At 59.8% G+C, this 20,991-nt stretch carries 19 protein-coding genes; 13 read left to right on the forward strand and 6 right to left on the reverse strand.

Annotation, left to right across the window (positions count from 1 at the left end; genetic code table 11):
- The 7 genes from ctaD to ACSZOQ_RS00670 all read left to right on the forward strand — a co-directional run bounded on the left by ctaD (position 1) and on the right by ACSZOQ_RS00670 (position 5,671).
- Positions 1–1,620 carry a cytochrome c oxidase subunit I gene (gene ctaD / locus ACSZOQ_RS00640; protein ID WP_439923592.1) on the forward strand — a complete coding sequence of 540 codons (1,620 nt, stop codon included), beginning with the start codon at positions 1–3 and terminating at the stop codon, positions 1,618–1,620.
- Between the two features lie 111 nt (positions 1,621–1,731).
- Positions 1,732–2,670 carry a heme o synthase gene (locus ACSZOQ_RS00645; RefSeq protein WP_439923591.1) on the forward strand — a complete coding sequence of 313 codons (939 nt, stop codon included), beginning with the start codon at positions 1,732–1,734 and terminating at the stop codon, positions 2,668–2,670.
- A gap of 16 nt (positions 2,671–2,686) precedes the next feature.
- A complete protein-coding gene (locus ACSZOQ_RS00650; protein WP_439923590.1) occupies positions 2,687–2,857 on the forward strand; it encodes a CoxF protein in 171 nt (56 codons plus the stop codon).
- Between the two features lie 5 nt (positions 2,858–2,862).
- Positions 2,863–3,513, forward strand: a complete 651-nt coding sequence (locus ACSZOQ_RS00655; protein WP_439923589.1) for a cytochrome c oxidase assembly protein — start codon at positions 2,863–2,865, stop codon at positions 3,511–3,513.
- 97 nt (positions 3,514–3,610) lie between these two features.
- Entirely contained in the window at positions 3,611–4,462 is an 852-nt protein-coding gene (locus ACSZOQ_RS00660; RefSeq protein ID WP_439923588.1) for a cytochrome c oxidase subunit 3, read from the forward strand.
- 70 nt (positions 4,463–4,532) lie between these two features.
- Positions 4,533–4,925: a DUF983 domain-containing protein gene (locus ACSZOQ_RS00665; protein WP_439923587.1), complete on the forward strand. Its 393-nt coding sequence runs from the start codon at positions 4,533–4,535 to the stop codon at positions 4,923–4,925.
- Positions 4,922–5,671, forward strand: a complete 750-nt coding sequence (locus ACSZOQ_RS00670; RefSeq protein ID WP_439924202.1) for an SURF1 family protein — start codon at positions 4,922–4,924, stop codon at positions 5,669–5,671. Before ACSZOQ_RS00665 ends, ACSZOQ_RS00670 begins: the two co-directional genes overlap by 4 nt.
- 405 nt (positions 5,672–6,076) lie before the next feature.
- Here ACSZOQ_RS00670 and ACSZOQ_RS00675 read toward each other — a convergent pair whose 3' ends face one another.
- From ACSZOQ_RS00675 to ACSZOQ_RS00700, 6 genes are all read right to left on the reverse strand, one after another.
- Positions 6,077–6,271, reverse strand: coding sequence for a DUF1059 domain-containing protein (locus tag ACSZOQ_RS00675; protein ID WP_439924203.1), 195 nt, complete (start codon positions 6,269–6,271; stop codon positions 6,077–6,079).
- Positions 6,272–6,579: 308 nt separating this feature from the next.
- Positions 6,580–6,885, reverse strand: a complete 306-nt coding sequence (gene cyoD, locus ACSZOQ_RS00680) for a cytochrome o ubiquinol oxidase subunit IV (RefSeq protein ID WP_439924204.1) — start codon at positions 6,883–6,885, stop codon at positions 6,580–6,582.
- A 37-nt stretch (positions 6,886–6,922) separates the two neighbouring features.
- The gene (locus ACSZOQ_RS00685; RefSeq protein ID WP_439924205.1) at positions 6,923–7,540 is read right to left on the reverse strand and encodes a cytochrome c oxidase subunit 3; all 618 of its coding nucleotides are present in this window, start codon (positions 7,538–7,540) and stop codon (positions 6,923–6,925) included.
- Positions 7,537–9,528, reverse strand: a complete 1,992-nt coding sequence (locus ACSZOQ_RS00690; RefSeq protein WP_439924206.1) for a cbb3-type cytochrome c oxidase subunit I — start codon at positions 9,526–9,528, stop codon at positions 7,537–7,539. Before ACSZOQ_RS00690 ends, ACSZOQ_RS00685 begins: the two co-directional genes overlap by 4 nt.
- Positions 9,529–10,096: 568 nt before the next feature.
- Complete coding sequence (locus tag ACSZOQ_RS00695) at positions 10,097–10,435, reverse strand: glycosyltransferase family 39 protein (RefSeq protein ID WP_439924207.1); 339 nt, start codon at positions 10,433–10,435, stop codon at positions 10,097–10,099.
- A gap of 68 nt (positions 10,436–10,503) precedes the next feature.
- Positions 10,504–11,250: a hypothetical protein gene (locus ACSZOQ_RS00700; RefSeq protein ID WP_439924208.1), complete on the reverse strand. Its 747-nt coding sequence runs from the start codon at positions 11,248–11,250 to the stop codon at positions 10,504–10,506.
- Positions 11,251–11,947: 697 nt separating this feature from the next.
- Between ACSZOQ_RS00700 and ACSZOQ_RS00705 the strand changes: the two genes are divergently transcribed.
- From ACSZOQ_RS00705 to narI, 6 genes are all read left to right on the forward strand, one after another.
- Positions 11,948–12,925, forward strand: coding sequence for a c-type cytochrome (locus ACSZOQ_RS00705; RefSeq protein ID WP_439924209.1), 978 nt, complete (start codon positions 11,948–11,950; stop codon positions 12,923–12,925).
- On the forward strand, positions 12,925–16,569 hold the full coding sequence (locus ACSZOQ_RS00710; protein ID WP_439924210.1) for a nitrate reductase subunit alpha: 3,645 nt from the start codon (positions 12,925–12,927) through the stop codon (positions 16,567–16,569). The genes ACSZOQ_RS00705 and ACSZOQ_RS00710 overlap by 1 nt, the downstream gene beginning before the upstream one ends.
- Entirely contained in the window at positions 16,563–17,270 is a 708-nt protein-coding gene (locus ACSZOQ_RS00715; RefSeq protein ID WP_439924211.1) for an FKBP-type peptidyl-prolyl cis-trans isomerase, read from the forward strand. Before ACSZOQ_RS00710 ends, ACSZOQ_RS00715 begins: the two co-directional genes overlap by 7 nt.
- A gap of 91 nt (positions 17,271–17,361) precedes the next feature.
- Complete coding sequence (narH, locus tag ACSZOQ_RS00720; RefSeq protein WP_439924212.1) at positions 17,362–18,879, forward strand: nitrate reductase subunit beta; 1,518 nt, start codon at positions 17,362–17,364, stop codon at positions 18,877–18,879.
- Positions 18,880–19,078: 199 nt separating this feature from the next.
- A complete protein-coding gene (gene narJ, locus ACSZOQ_RS00725) occupies positions 19,079–20,047 on the forward strand; it encodes a nitrate reductase molybdenum cofactor assembly chaperone (RefSeq protein WP_439924213.1) in 969 nt (322 codons plus the stop codon).
- A gap of 34 nt (positions 20,048–20,081) precedes the next feature.
- Positions 20,082–20,759 (forward strand): respiratory nitrate reductase subunit gamma, encoded by a 678-nt coding sequence (gene narI / locus ACSZOQ_RS00730; protein ID WP_439924214.1) that lies wholly within the window; start codon positions 20,082–20,084, stop codon positions 20,757–20,759.
- Positions 20,760–20,991: the final 232 nt, after the last annotated feature.

Here is a 20,991-nt window from a genome sequence, read left to right on the forward strand (position 1 = left end):
ATGGCAACATCCGCAGCACATGCTCACGACCACGACGACCACGACGACCATGCGCACCACCCGACCGGGTGGCGGCGCTTTGCGTATTCGACCAATCACAAGGACATCGGTACCATGTACCTGGTGTTCGCTATCGTTGCGGGGATCATCGGCGGCTTGATGTCGATGGGCATCCGGGCGGAACTGATGTATCCCGGCGTGCAGGTTTTCCATCCTGCTCACGAGTACAACGTATTTGTGACCTCGCACGGCCTGATCATGATCTTCTTCATGGTGATGCCTGCGATGATCGGCGGTTTCGGCAACTGGTTCGTGCCGCTGATGATCGGGGCGCCTGACATGGCGTTTCCGCGCATGAACAACATCTCGTTCTGGCTGCTGCCGGCGGCGTTTGCGCTGCTGCTGCTGTCGACGATGGTGGAAGGCGAGCCGGGCGCTCTCGGTGCGGGCACGGGGTGGACGCTGTATGCGCCGCTGTCGACGAGCGGCCATCCGGGGCCATCGGTGGATTTCGCGATCCTCTCGATCCATCTCGCCGGTGCTTCCTCGATCCTCGGCGCGATCAACTTCATCACCACGATCTTCAACATGCGCGCGCCGGGCATGACCCTGCACAAGATGCCGCTGTTCGTCTGGTCGATCCTGGTCACGGTGTGGCTGCTCCTGCTGTCGCTGCCGGTGCTGGCAGGTGCGATCACCATGCTTCTGACCGACCGTAACTTCGGCACCACGTTCTTCGCTGCCGACGGTGGCGGTGATCCGGTGCTGTTCCAGCATCTGTTCTGGTTCTTCGGTCATCCTGAGGTGTACATCCTGATTCTGCCTGGCTTCGGCATGATCAGCCATGTGATCTCGACCTTCTCGAAGAAGCCGATCTTCGGTTATCTCGGCATGGCCTATGCCATGGTCGCGATTGGCGGCATCGGCTTCGTGGTGTGGGCTCACCACATGTACACGGTCGGCATGGTGTCGTCGGCGCAGGCTTACTTCGTCGCCGCAACCATGGTGATCGCGGTGCCGACCGGCGTGAAGGTGTTCTCGTGGATCGCCACCATGTGGGGCGGTTCGATCGAGTTCAAGGCGCCGATGCTGTTTGCACTCGGCTTCATCTTCCTGTTCACGGTTGGCGGCGTGACCGGCGTGGTGCTGGCCAATGCGGGCGTCGATCGCGTGCTGCAGGAGACCTACTACGTCATCGCGCACTTCCACTACGTGATGGGCATTGCCGCAGTGTTCTCGATCTTCGCGGGCTGGTACTACTGGTTCCCGAAGATCTCCGGCTACATGTACAACGAGACCATCGCCAAGCTGCACTTCTGGCTGATGTTCATCGGTGCCAACGTCCTGTTCTTCCCGCAGCACTTCCTCGGACTGCAGGGCATGATGCGGCGCTCGGTCGACTATCCGGACGTGTTCGCGGGCTGGAACGAGATCTCCTCGTACGGTGCCTTCATGGCGGGGCTCGGCGCCCTGGTGTTCCTCTACGGCCTGGTCGACGCCTTCTCGCGCAAGCAGCAGGCAGCCGACAATCCGTGGGGTGAAGGCGCTACCACGCTGGAGTGGACGTTGTCGTCGCCTCCGCCGTTCCACCAGTTCGCAACGCTGCCGAAGGTGCAGTAAGCGGTCATGTGACTATGCGCGGCGCGCCTGGGGTGTGCCGCGCACCCAACAAAACGAACTGTGCGCGGCGCGCCTGACGCGCCGTGCACCCCAACAAAGCGAGTGTGTATCGTGTCGGTTGTCGATCAAAAAGCCATCGAACTACCGCCCCGGATATCGGAGGCGAGCGTCGCCGATTACTTTGCGCTGCTGAAGCCACGGGTGATGTCGCTCGTGATCTTCACCGCGCTGGTGGGGCTGATGATCGCGCCGGGCCATGTTAATCCGGTGCTGGGCTTCATTTCGATCCTCTGCATCGCGGTCGGCGCCGGTGCCTCCGGTGCGCTGAACATGGCGCTCGAAGGCGATATCGACGTGCTGATGTCGCGCACGGCCAACCGGCCGATCCCGCGCGGCCGCATCACGCGCGGCGAGGCGATGGGTTTTGGTCTCACACTGTCGTTCTTCTCGGTGATGACGCTCGGCGCCCTGGTCAACTGGTACGCCGGGGGATTGCTCGCCTTCACGATCTTCTTCTACGTGGTGATCTACACCATGGGGCTGAAGCGGCGGACCGCGCAGAACATCGTGATCGGCGGCGCCGCCGGTGCGCTGCCGCCGGTGGTGGCATGGGCGGCGGCGACGGGGTCGCTGTCGGTCGAGCCGCTGCTGCTGTTTTTGATCATCTTCTTCTGGACGCCGCCGCATTTCTGGGCGCTGGCGCTGTTCCGCTCCGACGATTATGCGCGTGCCGGCGTGCCGATGCTGCCGGTGGTCGCCGGTCCCGATGCGACGCGGCTGCAGATCCTGCTTTATACCATCGTGCTGGTGGCGATCGCCGCAGCACCCTGGCCGCTCGGCTACTTCGACTGGGTTTATGGCGTTACCTCGCTGGTTCTCGGCGCCGGGATGCTGGTGCTCGCGATCAATGTCTATCGCCATCGCACCGGCAGCACGGCGCTGCGCGCCACGCGCCGTCTGTTCGCATTCTCGATCCTCTATCTGTTCGCGCTGTTTGCCGTTCTGCTGCTCGATGTGGTTGCAAAGGCCGTCGCGCCGTTGATCTGGTAGAGGGGCGCATGGACCGATGGACAACGACAGCAAGCCGAAGCCGGACACGGTCGTTCTCACCGACGCCCAGAAGAAGCGTCGTCGCGAGCGCTCGATCGCGATCGCCTTGGCGCTTGGGTTCATGGTCGTGCTGTTCTTCGTCGTCACATTCGTCAAGGGGCCGGGCGTTCTCGTCCGTCCGATGTGATTGAGATGACCGGCGCGCCACAGCACCCGCAGCAATCGGCCACGGCGGCTCCCGCTGCACTGACGGCTGCGCCGCGCATTGGCCGCGACGTGAAGATCGGTGCGGCCTGCGGCCTGCTGGTCGCCCTGATGGTCGGCTCGGCCTATGCGGCGGTGCCGTTCTACAACTGGTTCTGCCGCGCCACCGGCTTCAACGGAACGACCCAGGTCGCAAAAGCCGCGCCGAAGGGGGCGCCGCTCGCGCGCACCGTGGCCGTGCGCTTCGATTCCAACGTCTCCGGCGGACTGCCGTGGAAGTTCGAGCCGGAGCAGACCGAGATAAATGTCCGGATCGGCGAGGTCACGACTGTCTATTACACCGTTACCAACGTGTCGGCCGGGACCACGATGGGGCAGGCGGCCTATAACGTCACGCCACTGACGGTCGGATCGTATTTCACCAAAATCAACTGCTTCTGTTTCACCGAGCAGACCCTGGCGCCCGGTGAGAAGCGGGAGATGCCCGTTGTCTTCTATGTCGATCCGGCATTCGCCGCCGACAGCGAGAACGACGGCGTCAATACCATCACCCTGTCCTACACATTCTTCCCGGTGAAGAATGCCGCGCCGAAGCCGGTGGCGGCGAACGAACCGGACGGGCCAGGGGGGAATATCTGAGCTTCGGAAGTATCTGAGCTTCGACGGCTGACGCGTTTTGTTTTTGAGATCAATAGGTGCCCAATACCGCCGGCACCGCTAACGGAGAGAGACCGCAATGGCTACGGCGCAAGTCAAGCACGATTATCACCTTGTCGACCCGAGTGCGTGGCCGATCATAGGCGCGACCGCGGCCTTCATCATGGCCGTCGGCGCCATCCTGTGGATGCATCATCTGACCGCGGCCGCGCCGATCATCTTCGGCACCGGCCTGGTCGGCGTGCTCTACACCATGGCGAACTGGTGGGCGGACGTGATCCGCGAAGCCGAGCACAAGGGCGACCACACCCGCGTGGTGCAGATCAGCCATCGCTACGGCATGATCCTGTTCATCTGCTCCGAGGTGATGTTCTTCGTCGCCTGGTTCTGGGCCTTCTTCAACTCCTCGCTGTTCCCGGGCGATCCCGTGCACATGACGCGCGCGGCGCTGTTCGGCGGTGTCTGGCCCCCGAAGGGCATCCACACCTTCGATCCCTGGCACCTGCCGTTGCTCAACACCCTGATCCTGTTGACCTCGGGCACCACGGTGACCTGGGCGCACCATGCCCTGCTCAATGGCGATCGCAGGGGGCTGAAGTGGGGTCTGATCCTGACCATCGCGCTCGGCGCCATCTTCACCTGCGTGCAGGCCTACGAGTATCATCACGCGGCCTTCAGCTTCGCAGGCAACGTCTACGGCGCCACCTTCTTCATGGCCACCGGCTTCCACGGTTTCCATGTGTTGGTCGGAACCATCTTCCTGATCGTCTGCCTGTTCCGTGCCAACGCCGGACACTTCACGCCGACGCAGCACCTCGGCTTCGAGTTCGCCGCCTGGTACTGGCATTTCGTCGACGTGGTGTGGCTGTTCCTGTTCGTCTGCATCTACGTCTGGGGCAACGGCGCCGCGGCCATGGCGCACGCGCACTGATCGGGACGAAACACGCTGAACATATAAAGGGCGGCCGCGTGGCCGCCCTTTTCTCTTACGGGGATGGCTGATGTCCAATTTTTATGCCCGGGCGACAACGTCCCAGGCCATCCTGCGCGGGATCGCCTGCAAATGTCCGCGCTGCGGCAAGGGAAAGCTCTTTTCCGGCTTCCTGACGCTGCGCCCCTCCTGCGACGCTTGCGAGCAGGATTATTCCTTCGTCGATGCCGGAGACGGACCTGCCGTCTTCATCATCCTGATCGCAGGCTTCATCGTCGTCGGCGCCGCGCTGATCGTCGAGGTCAAGTATCAGCCGCCGTTCTGGCTCCACGCCGCGCTCTGGATCCCCCTCGTCCTCGCCGTCACCCTGTGGCCGCTCCGCGCCATGAAATCCCTCATGATCAGCCTCCAGTTCCATCACAACGCCGCTGAAGGACGATCCATCCGAAAAAATACGCCATGACAAAAGCCAAAAGCCGCGGCGGGTTCGGCCTCGCTCTTTTCACGCTGATCATGGTCGCCCTGTTGATCGGTCTTGGCGTATGGCAGCTGCAGCGCCGCACTGAAAAGCGCGCCCTTATCGCCATCCTCTCCGAGCGCCTCGCCGAAAAACCCTCCAGCTTGCCAAACCAGGCAGACTGGGCGGCGTTGTCGCCGCCCAAGGATGAATTCCGCCGCGTGAGCTTTTCGGCGACATACGAGTCGCGACCCGATGCCATGATCTACACTTTCGGTTCGGGGGTTCGTCCCGATACCGGTCTTGGCACTTGGGCATTTCTGCCGGCGCAACTGCCCGGCGGCGGCACGGTCATTGTCAATACCGGCTTCGTGCAAAACACCATGCAGGATCGTGGCCAGCAGGATCGCGCCGTGAGCCCGCTGGTAACCGGCCAGCCTGTCGCGATGACCGGCTATCTCCGCTTCCCCGAGAAAGCCGGTCTGCTGACACCGTCACCGGCTCGCGACAAGCGACTGTGGTTCTCCCGCGATATCGGCGCGATGGCGCAGGCTCTCGGCTGGGAACAGGTCGCACCCTTCTACATCGACCTCGAGGCGCCGGTGCCTGCGAGCGGTGTTCCGAAGCCGGGCCCGCTTGAGGTGCATCTGAAGGATGATCATCTGCAATACGCCATCACCTGGTTCGGCCTCGCCGCCGCGGTGGGGTTCACCTTTGGCGCGTGGTGGCGCAGCCAGCGGCGCTCCACGTAGCTCGCAAATTTTCCCCGACCTGCCACTCAATGACGGTCGCCGCTCAGCGAATTCTGGTCGAACATCTCGCGCATCCGGCGATTTGCCCCGGACCCGGCCCGGATCGTCATAGCTCGTCGTGACGAAGCGATCCGTGCAAAACCGGCTCCCCGCCCGACTCATGCCGGGCACCCCGTCCCGAAATGTGAATCCAGGACATGGAATGAAGCGCCACCGTTTCTCCGAACGGCTGTGACGGCCAAGACGCTTCGTCGTTAATGCCGATGCGCTTCCAGATCCTTGCGACAGGCCGCTCGGGTGCCTTGCCAAGGGGCTTTGAGTTCAGCAAAAATCTGCTCGATCGCGTTACGTGAAGGCCGACTCGGCCAGCCGGAGCGACCTCGTCTCGACACCACAGCACCGGCATCAAGCCGCCGGCGTGCCTTGATGGATCGCTTTCCGGACCTCCGTGCGAAACTCCGGCGTGTCTTGCTGGCCATGCACCGCTGTCGCGTGCTGCACGGCTGCGTTCACGAGTTCTTCCTCGCTGTCAGCCGAAATAGAAACGGTGCATTTCATCTCGCTCGGGAATTCCCGGCAGTCGATGTACTTCCGTGCCATTCTTTCCTCCCGACGTGGAGCCCTCCCTATGCTGATCTCCTGAAAATACGCTCGCGGAATTGGCCGAACAAATCACAAAGCAGCGCCTATGCAACGTAAGATTGTAAGGTGTGGGCTGTAAGGATCGTCGATATAACGATGTCGCAAGTTCGCGCCGGCACCAAGCCCGACATCGGCCAGAAAGTTCGGGCGTCGATCAGCTTGTTGGATCGGCAGGGACTGTGAATTCGGTCGTGGCGCGGCTTGGCAAAGTAGTTTCGCCGTCGGCCATGCCGATTCCTCAAGATGTCGCGGTCGTATATCGCTGCCTAGGTCATGCGGTAATAGCGACTGAGCATGATCCCTAGTGTGCCACCGACCAGAACGAGGAGCACGACGGCGGCGAAGCCGAGCGCGGCCATTTTATTCTGCGACGACGGTTTCAAGTCGACGTGCAGGAAGTAGCGCAAGTGAACGATGACCTGTGTAATCGCGGCAACGCCGATGACGACAATGGTCTGGATCGGCGACAACGCGCGAGCGGCGACGAGGCCGAATGGAATTGCGGTCAGCGCCGACGCTAGAACAACACCGATCAGGTACGACCTGATGGTGACATCCTTGCGGCACGGCAAGCTCGGTCTTTCCGACGATCGCGGCGCGTCCGCCATGCTAGAGAAGCCCTGGCAGGTAAACGAAGGAGAAGATGTTGATCCAGACGATGACGAGGAAGTGCCAGAACAGGCCCAGCCGGTACAGTCGCGAGGCGACGAACGGAGTCAGCCCGCGCAACGCGACCTCGCATCCCAAGAGCGCGATCCAGATCAGGCCGACGCCGACGTGGGCGCCGTGGGTGCCAACAAGTGTGAAGAAGGCCGAGAGATAACGACTTTGCGACGGGCCGGCATTGGCGACGGCCATGCTATAGAGTTCCGAAATCTCCGTGGCGACGAAGCCTAATCCGAGCAGGAACGTCACGCCAAGCCAGACCACCACGCGCCGGCGTTGCCCGGCGGCGATCGCAACGCTGGCGAAGCCGAAGGTCGCGCTGCTCGCCAGCAGCAGCATGGTTTCGGCAAAGATGCGCGGGAGCCGGAATAGCGTGTGTCCGGCAGGTCCGTCAGCGGTGTCATGCGCCATCACCACAAAGATTGCGAACAGCAGCGCAAAGATGATCGCGTCGCTCATCAGGCAGAGCCAGAAGCCGTAAGTCTTCTCCCCGATGGCGCATTGGGCTGCTTCGGCTTCGGTTTCATCGCCGTGATTGGCGGTGATGACGGCGTCGGTCACGTCGGCGTCCCAAGTGCGAGTGCGGGAGATAGGGCGCGGCGGCTCTCGATCGATTCGATTTCGCTCGCCGGGATGCGATGCCCGGCATGATCATGGAACGTCTGCGACAGCGCCGCAGCAAACATGCCGAGCCCCCCAACGGCGGCGAGCCACCAGATCTGCCAGATCATTGCAAAGGCGAAGATGAACGACATCGCGCCAAGCAGGATTCCGGCACTGCTATCGCCGGGCATGATGATGTCGTGAAAGCGAGCGGGTTTTGGATCCGCCGTTCCCGCCTGCTTCATGTCCCACCATGGATCGATGCCGTGCACGTGCGGAACGACGGCGAAATTGTAGGCCGGCGGCGGCGAGGCGGTCGCCCATTCGAGCGTCCGGCCGTTCCACGGATCGTTGCTCGAGACCGCTAGCGTTGCGCGGTCACGGATGCTGACGGCGATCTGGATGGCGAGGAAGGCAATGCCACACACGATGAAGAGGACACCAAGTTGAGCAACGATGAGATACGGCTGCCAGCCGGCTACATCGGTGCGATTGAGACGCTGCGGCATGCCCATGAGGCCGAGAACATACAGCGGCATGAAAGCCAGACAGAAACCGATGATCCAGCACCAGAAGGCCCGTCGGCCCCATTTTTCCTCGAGACGAAAGCCGAAAGCCTTGGGAAACCAATACTGGTAGCCGGCGAAATAACCGAACAGCGCGCCGGGGATCAGCAGGTTGTGAAAATGCGCCACCCGGAAAGTGGTGTTGTGTATATCAGCCGGTGCTACCGCGAACAAAAAGCCGGTCATGCCGCCTACGAGGAACGTTACGATAAACCCAAGCGTAAACAGCATCGGCACCGAGAAATGTACCTGGCCGCGATACATTGTGAGTATCCAGGCAACGATCGTCACGGTTGTCGGCACAGCGATGAGCGGGGCCGCGCTGCCAAAGAAGGCGTTCACGTCGGCGCCGGAACCGATGGTGAAGAAATGGTGCAGCCAGACGACGAACGATAGCGCGGTGATGCCCACAGTGGAGTAGACGAGCGCGGTGTAGCCGAATAGTCGCCTGCCCGAGAATGTCGCCACAACTTCGGAATAGATGCCAAACGCCGGCAAAATCAGAATGTAGACGTGGGGATGACCCCAGATCCAGAACAGGCTGACATAGTTCATGACGTTGTTTGCGACGTTGCCGTCTTCGCCGCCGGTGAAAAACTGCATGCCGAGATGGCGGTCGAGACCAAGCAGTGCAGCGGCAACGATCAAGGACGGATAGGCGAATATTATCAATATGCTCGTGCACAGTGCCGACCACGTGAACAGCGGCATCGTCATCAGTTGCATCCCGGGCGCGCGCCGCTTGACGATGGTGACGAGAAAATTGATTCCGGTCAGCATCGCACCGACACTGCTGAGCAGGATTGCCCAGATCCAGTAATCGACGCCAACGCCCGGACTGAGCTGCACTCCCGATTGGGGTGGATAAGCGGTCCAATAGGCGGCGGAGAACTTGCCGACAACCAGCGAGATCATCACCAAGGCGGCGCTAGACCCGGTCAGCCACAGGCCCGCCGAGTTCATGAACGGAAACGCCACACGGCGCGCACCGATCTGCTGCGGAACGACGATGTTGAACAGGCCGAGCACGAACGGCATCGCCACGAAGAACATCATGATGGTGGCGTGTGACGTGAAGATCTGATCGAAATGGTCCGGCGGCAGATAGTCGTGCGGGCCGAATGCGAGCGCCTGCTGGGTGCGTATCATCAGGGCGTCGATGACGCCGCGCACCAGCATGACCAGCGCCAGCGTCACGTACATGATGCCGATTTTCTTGTGGTCGAGGCTCGTCAGCCATTCGGTCCACAGATAGCGCCATCGACCGAGCCACGTGATGAGCGCGATCACGCCCAGTGCGCCGCACACGACCGTCAGCGCACCTGCCATGGCGATGCCGCTGTAAAACGGCAGGGCGTCAATCGTCAGCTTACCGAGCATATCAATGGGTCTTCGGATAGGGAGGGGTGCTGTCGCGATTTATGACGGAATTGGGCGAAGCATTCTCCGGCTTTTTCGAGAGTACCGGGTAGGACCACGAGGTCAATTGAAATTGCGGGCGGGTCGCGCAGATCGACATTATATCATAGTATATTATTGAAGATACGCATGAATTTATGACGTAGGGTGATGTCGTCTGTGCTTGATCTTGAACGGTCACGCATGGCCGCGAGACGTCATCCGCCGCTCGGCGGGTCGTCGCCCGTAGTAGGCCAACAGCCGACGAAACGGGGCACGCTCGGCTGCTGTCGTGACCCCTGAGGCTGGTATGAACGCAGCCGGTAATGAGATTCGCGTGGGTCATCCCGGAGGGATGATCTCGACGATCTTATACTGAGTTTTCCCGGAGACGACACTTGTCGATGCAGTTCAGACAGAGCCCGCTTGTGATCGGAGAGCAAAATCGTGATCGCCGAGGTGTTCAGTGCAACCAGTAAGCGCCAACACCAAGAGTGAAGTAAACAGCTTCCTGCGGCCCCTTCGTTAGGCCGGAGAGGGCGATCAAACGCTAATACAAAGCCATCGCCCTGGTGTTATACGCTCGTCGTGAGTTCCTTTCCATCAGACGCAAAACGCGCAAAACAGCAAGACTGAAAGGACAATGTCGGGTTCGGATGAACTTGGGCGCGACGACAGGCATGCTGATCCAGCAAAGGGCGCCAAAATTTGCGGCACTCTTGCCGGTAACGGATCTGAGCAAACTGTAGATCAGCGGCGCTCCGGCGAGGAAGAAGCAAAGGTGCGGAATGCGCAGCGACCACAGCGTCACGCCTCCCGTTGTTTCGCCAAAGAGTGCGGCTATCCAAGATAGTAAAACCGGTCGCTCTGCGAATCTTTGGCCGTACACAAACGGCGTTAGCCAATGTCCGTCCTCAAACGCGCCGCGTGCGATGCCCGCACGGCCTCATCGCCAGGCTAGTCGTCTTGTGCGCCCTCAAGGTCTTTCACCTTGAGGCCGTGCTCGATGAAAAAACGGTATTGTCTGGAATTTTCCTCGTAGAACGGTTTGTCCTCTACTGGCCCGTACAGCTCAAAGGCGTAGTTATTGAACTCGCCGGATGGAGACTCGTCCTTGACCGAGGACATTTCCAAAATCACGCCAAAAGACGGAGCGCGCAGCACCCTCAATTGATCGATCAGCTTGGTTGCAGCCTTGATGGAGGTCCGCTGCAAAGTCAGCACCGCAGGCGGCCAATTTTGGTGATCCGGAAATGAGCATACGACCGAATACATGCGCGTGGCGGCAGGCGGCGAATTGGGATCGTTCGGATTATAGCTGCCCCGTTTACTCAGACCCGATGCCGCCACCGAGCGGCCGGTCTGCCACGTCACTTCGTCGCCGCTCTTGAGCTTGACCTTGAACTCGGTATCGGCGGGCGTCCAATGCTTGCCGTCGTCGGCGCGAGCAAGAATTCCGCCTCCCGCCTCCCGCGGACGCCACAGAATGAAGCACCAGTTGATAAAAACTGGGCAAATGCGAATGGACGATCCGATACTTCGACCGAGCAGGCTGTGCCAAAACTCGCCCTGCTTGGCGTCGTCAGATTGAGCAAGCTCGGGTGACGAGGCCTGAAGCAGTTTCAGTCGCGGTACTTCCACGTTGCCAAGACTGCCAAGACCCGGATGGTCCTCCAGGAACGCGGGCAAGCGCGACTTAGCCATGATGTTCTCCTAGGTCGTGGGGAGGGAATTTCGGCACATGATTGAGGATTCCGTGCCGGGCTTCAATGTATTTGATGGATTGCCGTTTTTTTCGTTGCGGTTGCAGTGCCTCGGTGCCGTGGCGCGGCCAAGAGTCGCAACGGTCCGGCTGTTTCTGGCAAGTCACCATCGTCCTTTGTCAGCACTGCTGGGGCACTTCGAACAAATAAAACGGCGCGTGAAGGCGGTTCGAGCGATCTCGCGAGGCAAACCTCTTCGAGGCGGTCTCAGATAGCTCAAATCCGTCAACGCATGGGGTGCGGATAATGGGTCTCACCATAGCGCGTGCCCATGTCGCGGTGTTTTTCTCAGTCGATTTGCGTGTAAGTACTTGATAAGTTGCTGAGCAGGAAGCGCAATCTAAGTCGTGCGCCGAGGGTATAGATGCGCTCGCGCAGGCCTAGAAAACAAGGTGTCGCCGAGCATCGGTCTCGGCTGCTGCATATCACTGATCGTATGGTATCCGGTGCTTAATCGCGGGCGAAAAAAATACACATTTCTGAGATCAACGCCCTTGCGCTTTCTAACGATTCTAGTCTAGCATAAACCTACCGTCGCCGATCATGTGGGTCTGAGAACGGCGGGTCACGAGCGGGAAACGTCTGTTTAACATCAATTTAATGCCCGCCCGATCATATGGATCTGAGGACGAGGGATCATGAGCAAAAAGCCCCTAGCGTCATGGCGATTAATGCCACTTGTTGCGCTAGCTACGACTACAGCCATATGGGCAGCGTTGCCGACCGTGGCTAACGCAGCCGATGCAGCGGCAGGTAAGAAGCTATTCGACGATAAGACGTGCAGTGCATGTCACTCCGTCGGCGGGGGGGACCTTGTTGGTCCCGACCTGAAAAACGTCACGAAAGAGCGCTCCAGCGAATGGTTGCACGCATGGATCACGGCGCCAGATGCGGTGATCGCCAAGAAAGATCCGATCGCGGTCGAGTTGCTCAAGAAGTATAACGGCATGGAGATGCCCAACCTGGGCCTTAGCTCCTCCGAAGTTGACAACATTCTTGCATTTCTGGGTTCGGGTGGCGGTGGCGCATCGTCAGCCGCTGCGGCGCCTGCCCTCAAGGGGGATGCCGAGAAGGGCAAAGAGCTCTTCACCGGCAATGAACGCTTTGCGAACGGCGGACCGCCGTGCATGGCTTGTCACAGCACCGGCGGCCTCGGAGCCTTCGGCGGCGGACACCTTGGCCCGGATTTGACCGAAGTGGCAAAGCGTCTCGGTGGAGCGAATGGATTGAGCTCCTGGATTGCGGGCTTGCCCACGCCGACCATGAAGGCGGTATGGACGAAGCAGCCGCCGACCCCGCAGGAACGCGCAGATGTGGCCGCCTTCCTTGCTCAGGAAGGGCTGGCCGTGCGTTCGGCCTCTGCAATATGGCAGTTGGCGGGTCTGACCGGGCTGGGTGCTGCAATTCTATTGTTGATCATGGGCTTCCGGTGGCGCAATCGGTTGAAGTACGGGGTGCGGCGTCCGATGATGGCCACGCCTACGACTGGACGAAGCACTGGTCCTTACAACGGTGGTTGGTTTACGGGTACGTATGCTGACGGCTGGATTGGTAGATTTAAGGGTACTGACGGTAATAGGCCTCGCGGCCGGACGAACGCACCGAGGAGACACTAATGAGCTGGATTCTTGACCTCGTTAACCCCCGGGAGCGCAAGTGGGAAGAGTTCTACCGCAACCGCTGGTCCCACGATAACGTCTTCCGCAGCACGCATGGCGTGAACTGCACCGGTGGCTGCTCCTGGGCGATCTACGTCAAGGACGGAATCATCACCTGGGAGATGCAGCAGACCGACTACCCGCTTCTTGAGCGCAGCCTGCCTCCTTACGAGCCGCGTGGCTGCCAGCGTGGTATCTCCGCGTCCTGGTACGTCTACAGCCCGATCCGGATCAAGTATCCATACGTCCGCGGTCCGCTTTACGACATGTGGAAGGAAGCAAAGGCCTCGCATCCGGATCCGGTGCAGGCTTGGGCTTCGCTGGTCGGCGACGAACAAAAGCGTCTGCGCATGCAGAAGTCCCGCGGCAAGGGCGGTTTCCGTCGCGCCAAGTGGGAAGAGCTGGTCGAGCTGATTGCTGCGGCTTGCTTGTACACCGCGCGCAAGCACGGGCCGGACCGGGTGATGGGCTTCTCGCCGATCCCGGCGATGTCGATGCTGTCGTATGCCGCAGGTTCGCGCTTCCTGCAGCTCTTCGGCGGCGTGAACATGAGTTTCTACGACTGGTACGCCGATCTGCCGACGTCGTTCCCGGAAATCTGGGGCGATCAGACCGACGTGTGCGAAAGCGCGGACTGGTACAATTCCAAGTTCATTGTTTCGATGGCTGCGAACATGAACATGACGCGTACCCCCGACGTGCATTTCATCGCGGAGGCGCGCACCGAGGGAACCAAGTTCGTGGTTCTTTCGCCTGACTTCAGTCAGATTTCCAAATACTGCGACGAATGGATTCCGATTCAGGCGGGGCAGGACACGGCGTTGTGGATGGCGGCCAATCACGTCATCCTCAAGGAATACTACATTGATCGTCAGGTTCCGTACTTCGTCGATTACATCAAGCGTTACACCGACCTTCCGTTCCTGGTGGAACTGGAGCCCAACGGAAACACGTACAAGACGGGACGCTTGCTGCGTTCGAAGCGTGTCGCGCGCTACCAGGATGTCGAAAACGGCGACTGGAAGATGCTCGTCCTTGACGAGAAGAGCGGCGAACCGCGTGCGTTCAAGGGGCAGGTCGGCGATCGCTGGGGGTCCACGCACGGCAAGTGGAACCTGTCTGCCGAAGATACCCTGGACAACAGTCCGATCGATCCGGTGCTGAGCTTCCTCGATCATTCCGATGGGGTGGTGCAGGTCGGCTTCGACGACTTCTCGAACGGCCGCGTCGTCTCGCGCGGCGTGCCGGTGAAGCGCATTGCAACGGACAAGGGTGACGTGCTTGTCGCGACCGGCTTCGACATCATGATGTCGCAGTTCGGTCACAGCCGCGGCCTGGAAGGTTCGTTCGCCACCAGCTACGACGATGAGGATGCGCCGTATACACCGGCATGGCAGGAGCGGCACACCGGTATCGGCCGCGAAACGGTTATCAGATTTGCGCGTGAGTTTGCGACCAACGCAGAGCTCACGAATGGCAAGTCCATGGTGATCGTGGGCGCCAGCGCCAACCACTTCTACTACAACAACCTCTGTTATCGGTCGGCTACCGTCGCTTTGATCCTGTGCGGTTGCTGCGGCGTTAACGGTGGCGGCATCAACCACTACGTCGGCCAGGAAAAGCTTGCGCCGGTTGCGCCCTGGAATACGATTGCGATGGCTCTCGACTGGACCAAGCCGCCGCGGGTCGTGCAGTCGTCGACCTGGCACTATGCCCATAGCTGTCAGTGGCGTTACGAGCAGGAGTTCACGGAATACGGCCTGACGGCGCCGAATCCGCGCTGGGCCAAGGGTCATGCGATCGACCTCGAGGCGAAGTCGGTGCGTTCGGGCTGGATGCCGTTCACCCCGCACTTCAACCGCAATCCGATCGAGCTCGCAGCAGAAGCCGAACGTGCTGGCGCGAAGACGACTGACGACATCGTAACTCACGTTGTCGATCAGGTCGCCAGCAAGAAGGTGAATTTTGCGATCGAAGATCCCGATGCTGAGGAGAACTGGCCGCGGTTGTGGTTCATCTGGCGCGGTAACGCGATGCAGTCCAGCGCCAAGGGGCACGAGTACTTCCTGCGTCACTACCTCGGAGCGCACGACAACTCGATCGCCGAGGATCGGGCGAGAGGCAAGACGACTACCGTTAAGTATCGCGACACCGCTCCGCGCGGGAAGTATGACCTCGTTATCGACATCAACTTCCGCATGAACACGACGGCGCTGTACTCCGACATCGTGTTGCCGACGGCCTTCTGGTACGAGAAGAACGATCTCAACACGACGGACCTGCACTCGTTTCTGCATGTGCTGGGGCAGGCGGTTCCGCCGGTGTGGGAATCCAAGACGGACTGGGAGATTTTTAAGCTGATCGCCAAGAAGGTCAGCGAGCTGTCTCCGCTAGCATTTGCGAAGCCGTTCCGTGACGTGGTCGTTCAGCCGCTGATGCATGACACGCCGGACGAATTGGCGCAGCCGGAAATTCTGGACTGGGCCGAGGGTGAGTGCAAGCCGGTGCCGGGCAAGTCCTTCCCGCACGTGCGTATCGTCGAACGAGACTATGCGAACTTGTACAACAAGTTCATCTCGTTCGGACCGAAGGCGCGGGAGGATGGTGTTTCTGCGGTCGGTGTGCAGATTCCGATCAAGAAGCAGTACGACCAGATGCTCGACAATCCCATCATGCCGATGCCCGATCCAAGGCATATGCGGTGTGTGGAGTGGGGTGGCAAGCGGTACCCGAGCCTCGAGGACGTGCTGGACGCCTGCAACACGTTGCTGATGTGTGCGCCGGAAGCGAACGGCGAGGTCTGCTACCAGGGCTTCCATAATGAGGAGCATCATGTCGGCCTCCCGCTGGTCGACATTGCGGAACCCACGAGGGGCGTCTCTACGACGTTCTATGATCTGACACGTCAGCCGAGACGGATTCTCACGAGCCCCTGCTGGACGGGTATGACCAATGATGGTCGTGCTTACTCGGCCTGGTGCATGAACGTGGAACGTCTGGTGCCGTGGCGGACGCTGACCGGCCGGCAGTCGCTGTACCTCGACCACCAGTGGTACCTCGACTTCGGCGAGCATATCCCGACCTACAAGCCGCGGCTTAACCCGCGCAAGACCGGCGATATCGTGAAGAGCCGGGTGGATGACCGCTCGCTGGTGCTGAACTACATCACGCCGCATGGTAAGTGGAACATTCACTCCACCTACAAAGATAACCATCGTATGTTGATGCTGTCTCGCGGCATGGATCCGGTCTGGATCAATGACAGGGACGCTGAGAAGGTGGGTATCGAGGATAACGACTGGGTCGAGGTCTACAACGACAACGGTGTGGTCGTGACCCGCGCGAACGTAAGCCGGCGAATTCAGCCTGGCACCTGCATGTACTACCACGCGGTCGAGCGTACGGTGTACATTCCGAAGTCGCAGGAGCGTAAGTGGCGCGGTGGCGGTCACAACAGTCTGACGCGCACTCGTATCAACCCGCTATTTCTGGCCGGTGGATATGCCCAGTTCACGTACGGCTTCAACTACTGGGGTCCGACTGGTATCTTTACGCGCGACACCCACATCGTCTTGCGTAAGATGGAGAAGCTGGAATGGTAGGCGATCTCACGACGCACGAGCATGATCACGATCATGAACATGATCATGATCATGATCATGGACCAACTCCGGCGCATTTCGGTGCGCCTGAGCGGGTTGGCGTCGGGAAATACGTGACCATTAACTACACCCTGCGTACCAACGGTCAGATTCGTCACATTCGGTCAGCTGTGTGGGGCGACGAACCGTTGGAGTACCAGCACGGGAGTGGACGTCTGTTACCTGCCCTTGAGCGAGCGCTCGAGGGTAAGGTGGCCGGCGATCGCTTTGAAGTGACGTTGCCTCCCGAGGAGGCTTACGGGGAACGAGACAAAGCGTTGCAGCAGCGGGTACCCGCTGAAACGTTTGGCGGTGTTGAACAAATCGAGCCGGGAATGTGTTTTCTCGCGCATAGCGACGATGAGCGTCGGGTCGAGAACGTGATGGTCACCGAGGTCGATGAGGATAACGGGTACGTGGTAGTTGATACCAATCACCCGCTTGCTGGAATGACGCTTGAGTTTGAGGGCAGCATCGTGGCAGTGCGCGATACTCCAACTCCGGCAGGACACCAGCAAACCGATCCAATGATGGCCAGCATGGGTGATGGACTTGCTCTGGCTGCCGCGCAAGCGACGGTCGACTCGCGGCGCAAGCGGACGAGTGACGAGCCAGTCGGAACATCTAAGCCTGGCACAGTCGATGACACCGGCAACGCATAAGCGCGAAGCCATAATCTAAAATTTAGCCATAAGAACGAAGCCATAGGAACGAAGGAGTACTTACAACATGGACATCCGAGCTCAAGTTTCGATGGTCTTTCACTTGGATAAGTGCATCGGCTGTCACACCTGCAGCATCGCGTGCAAGAATATCTGGACCGATCGCAAGGGCACAGAGTACATGTACTGGAACAACGTGGAGACCAAGCCGGGTACGGGATACCCGACACGTTGGGAAGACCAGACCAAATACCGCGGCGGCTGGGTGGTCGACGGCCAGAGGCAGAAGAGCCTGCGGCTGCGGCTGCAGGGCAAGTGGGGCACGCTGAGCAACATCTTCTACAACCCCTATCTGCCGACGCTCGACGACTATTTCGAGCCATGGACCTACGACTATCAGAACCTGATCAACGCGCCTTTGGCCGACGAGCAGCCGACCGCGCGCGCCATCTCGATGGTCACCGGCAAGTACATGGACACCATCGAGGCGGGTCCGAACTGGGACGACGACCTCGGCGGTTCGCAGGTCTACGCGAACAACGATCCGAACTTCGACGGCGCCTCCGATGAGGAGATGCGTCAGATCAACGAGATCAACAGCACGGTGTTTTTCTATCTGCCGCGCATCTGCAATCACTGTCTCAATCCGGGCTGCGTCGCGGCGTGTCCGCAAGGCGCGCTGTACAAGCGCGGCGAGGACGGCGTCGTGCTGGTGAGCCAGGAGCGCTGCCGTGCATGGCGCATGTGCGTCTCCGGTTGCCCGTACAAGAAGACCTACTTCAACTGGTCGACCGGCAAGGCCGAGAAGTGCATCCTGTGCTATCCGCGCCTTGAGAGCGGCCAGCCCCCGGCATGCTTCCACTCCTGCGTAGGACGCATCCGGTATATTGGTCTGGTGCTTTACGACGCGGATGCGATCGAGGAGACCGCCAAGTCGCCGCAAGACCAGCTGGTGATGGCGCAGCGGAACATCATCAAGGATCCGTTCGATCCGGAGATCATCGCGGCCGCCAGGGCCAACGGTATCCCAGATGCGAAGATTGAGGCTGCGCAGAAGTCGCCGGTCTTCCAGTTCGTCAAGAAGTGGGGCATCGCGTTGCCGCTGCATCCGGAGTTCCGCACGCTGCCGATGCTGTTCTACGTGCCGCCGCTGGGGCCGGTTCTCGCCAAGGTAGAGAACGGTGTGTACGACAACATTGCCTCGGAATCACGGTTGGGCCCATTGATGAGCTCGCTCGAGCGGTCGCGTATCCCGCTTCGCTATATGGCGAGCCTGTTGTCGGGTGGCAATGAAGAGATCATCAAAGACGTCTACAAGAAGCTGGTCGCGGTCCGCGTGTATATGCGCTCGAAGAAGGTGAAGGACATCCCGCAGGAGGAGGTACAGCGGGCGCTGGCCGAAGGCAAGACCACCGCGGCCGAGGTCGAGGCGATCTGGCGGCTGACGTCGATGCCGACCTTTGAGGAACGCTTCGTGGTGCCGCCGATGGAGCGTGAGACAGCGGTTGATGCGCTGTTCCCGCAGCTCGATCCGGTCTCGCACAACTATCCGATTCGCAAGGGCGCAGTCGGCGTCGGCTTCCACACCGATCCGGCGAGAGGACCATAGTCCCTCTTCGAAACTACGGTGCGCGAGACAGCGGTTGGGTATCAATGCCCAACCGAGTCTCGCGCAGCCGCCCGGCTCGTGTAGGCGTAGTCGGTTTGTTATCACAACGTTCTCTGTAGAAGAGTCTTTGTAGAAGACCATGAGTCGCTTTTCGCACCGCGCAGAGGTTTTGTATTCGAATCGCTCCAAGGTTTTGGGGTTGTTCGCTGACATCCTCGATTATCCCGAGCTGGATTTGGAACGGAAGGCTTCCGAATGTGCCGCGCTGGTTCGTGGTGTGCAGCCGCAAGCGGCTGCTCTGCTGGAGAGCTTCCGAAGCTTTGCCGAGGAAACTGCGGTCGGGAGGTTGCAGGAGGTTTATAGCGGGTTTTTTGACCTGAACTCGATATGCCACCCCTATGTCGGCTATCAGTTGTTCGGTGAAAACTACAAACGCAGCATTTTTTTGGTCGAGCTCAAGAAGAGCTACCGCACGGGTGGATTTGAATCCGACCCGTCTGAAATTCCGGATCGCCTGTCGATCGTGCTGCGGTTTGCGGCGCAGAGCGAGGGTGAGGATGTCGATGCGCTGCTGAACAAAGGGCTGTTGCCGGCGCTCGAGCGGATGACGACGAAGCCGGAAACTGATGGGCACGAGCACGGCCACGCTGATATCGATGGCGACACCGGTATCGAGCGCGCAAAGCTGGATGATAGGCAATTGCGCAAGCAGCTGAAGGATGAGCAGCGCGAGGCACGAAAGGCGGCTGAAGGACAGACCCAAAAGGACGATCGGAAGCAGATGTCCGGCCAGAGCCAGGGTGACGTTCTCGAGGGTGGCTTTCTTTTGGCTATGAGCGAAGATTACGATATCGAAGAAGTTGAAAAACGTACGCACCCGTACCATCAGGTTCTCGATGCTCTTCGTCTGTTGCTACATGAAGGCATGACGAAGAAGCTGGCCGATCGGTCAGTGGAGCAGGAGCGTGTGCTTGGTTGGACGCGCGAGCGATTCAATCTCGACGAAGACGAGACCATCATGGTGTCGGAGCTTCCATGTTCCGATCCTGGCTGTCCGCCGGTTGAGACGCATGTTGTGTTTTGGACGGAGGCCGGACGGCAACACTTCAAGGTTTACAAGCCACTCGCGGAGGTCGCTGCAGACGACCTGCTAGATTGGCGGGCGTGAGAGGCATATCCCATGTGTGACGGAGGCAAATTCTATGTATGACGTGTTCCTGTTTGCGGTTCTGCCATACTTGGCAGTCGTGGTTGCGGTTCTCGGGGGTGTTCATCGGTACCGGACTAACCGTTTCTCCTATTCTACTCTGTCTTCCCAACTGTTGGAGAATCGGAAGTTGTTCTGGGGCTCGGTGCCATGGCATTACGGCATCGTCGTCGTTCTGTTTGCCCATCTGATCGGGTTCTTGGTTCCTGGTATGTGGGCGAGCCTCACGGCCACACCGACCGCTCTATACACGATCGAGCTAATTGGCTTTACGTTTGGCTTGGCCGCATTAATCGGACTTTGCGTCTTGATTGTACGTCGCTTCACGACGGAGCGAATTCTCGCTGTGACGAGTCCGATGGATGGCGTGTTGCTGGTGGCGCTGCTTGTGCAGGTCGCGCTTGGTTTCTGGGTTTCGCTGGCCTACCGTTGGGGTGCTGACTGGTATATCGACACCGCTGTGCCGTGGCTCATTTCGCTCGTATCTTTGAGCCCGCAGACGCACTATATCTCCGCGTTGCCGTTCGCAGTCAAAGCGCACATGCTCAACGGGTTTGTGGTGATTGCCCTGTTCCCGTTCTCGCGGCTCGTACATCTGATCATGTTCCCGTTCTGGTATCTGTGGCGCCCCTATCAGCTTCAGATTAGAAACACCGTAAGGCAGGCTCACTAACGCTTGGCGCAGTGACAGGAATCTGATAAAATAACTTTAGGATAAGATCCTAAATATCGCCGGCGAGCAAAACTCGCCGGCGAGTGTTATGTGCCGGTATCGGTAATGAGGAGGAAGTTGAGGCTCGGCTGAACTGGTTGGCACGAATGCCGCGGTAAGCCAGCAGCTGAAGACCCAGCAAAGAAACGAGATAGCCCTTACTGAAGCTACAGCACGAACCAGCTAGATACAT

Origin of the sequence: Nitrobacter sp. JJSN, from assembly GCF_051912485.1 — a bacterium.
Lineage (GTDB): Bacteria > Pseudomonadota > Alphaproteobacteria > Rhizobiales > Xanthobacteraceae > Nitrobacter.